The organism is Streptomyces chiangmaiensis (assembly GCF_036281785.1).
GTDB lineage: Bacteria > Actinomycetota > Actinomycetes > Streptomycetales > Streptomycetaceae > Streptomyces > Streptomyces chiangmaiensis.
Genome location: NZ_JAYWVC010000630.1, coordinates 1 through 982 on the forward strand (window position 1 = coordinate 1; position 982 = coordinate 982).

Below are 982 nucleotides of genomic sequence, written 5' to 3' on the forward strand. Positions count from 1 at the left end.
TGCGAGCAGGGCATGCCAGAGAGGCTCACGAGGTCGAGGTCAGCTGGAATGCGGACGGCACCGTTGTAGCCGCCTATGTCGGCGGATACAACGGTGCCGATTCCTCTGGTCTTGTCCGTGGTCTTTCTCGTCTGGGTGAGTACTGGAGCGAGGCCGCCAGTCGGTCTCGGCTTGTTGCCGTGTCGTGACTTGCTCTTTGGTGTGCTCCCTGCCCAAGAGCGGGGTTGCCTCGCGACCAGTAGCCTCGCGGGGGCAGGTTAGGTGCCCGGAGCGATCGCACAGGCCGACACGCAGACCCAGGTGCCTTCACGCTTCTGGTACGCGTCCGTGTACAGAGCTTCCTGCTTCGCTCCATCGGCGAGCATGGTGTAAGTGGCGCGGCCGTGGATCAGAGCAACGTCACTGAGGATACGGATCTTGACGTCATGCACAGCGAGATCCTTGAAGGGCCGCGGCTGAGCAATGAACTCGAGGAACTCGGCACGGTTGCGGGTAACACCCGGAGTCTGCACGATGAAGTCTTCGGCAAGGAACTCGCTGAAGCGCTTGGCATCGCTGAGCTGGTCGGAGCGGACGTAGTCCTTGTTGAGCTGGTCGAGGATCGCCAGATCTTCGCTGGACTGCTTGGTGTCGTTCACTTTCTTGTTCTTTCTCTGCTTGTTTCGGCGTTCAGTGCATGTGACTTGTCGTTTCGGTGCCGTATACGCGGTGCCGGCGTGCAAGGTTGTGGTCTGTCGATCAGGTGGGGATCGGCGCGGCCGACGCGGCAAACGAGGCCACCAGGGAAACCACCGCGGACAAGAATGCCAGCCGCAGCGTTCTGCCCTGGCGAGTCCGGTTGATCACTGGTACCACGTTTTGCATCGAGCCCTGCCTTTCTGTCGTTCTGAACCACCCCGGTATTCATGGAGGCCCCGGGCTGCGTCTATACCCAAGGGGCCGACGCCGGGCAGAGCTAGGCCAGTGCACCCGGGCAAAATGG

Annotated in this window: 2 protein-coding genes; one reads left to right on the forward strand and one right to left on the reverse strand. The window is 61.5% G+C overall.

Features of this window, described 5'->3' with window-relative positions; all coding sequences use genetic code 11:
• Positions 1–188, forward strand: a 188-nt coding sequence (locus VXC91_RS46065; RefSeq protein ID WP_329513281.1) for a hypothetical protein, incomplete at its 5' end; no start/stop codon positions are given.
• Between the two features lie 69 nt (positions 189–257).
• Here VXC91_RS46065 and VXC91_RS46070 read toward each other — a convergent pair.
• A complete protein-coding gene (locus VXC91_RS46070; protein ID WP_329513282.1) occupies positions 258–638 on the reverse strand; it encodes a nuclear transport factor 2 family protein in 381 nt (126 codons plus the stop codon).
• Positions 639–982 lie beyond the last annotated feature (344 nt).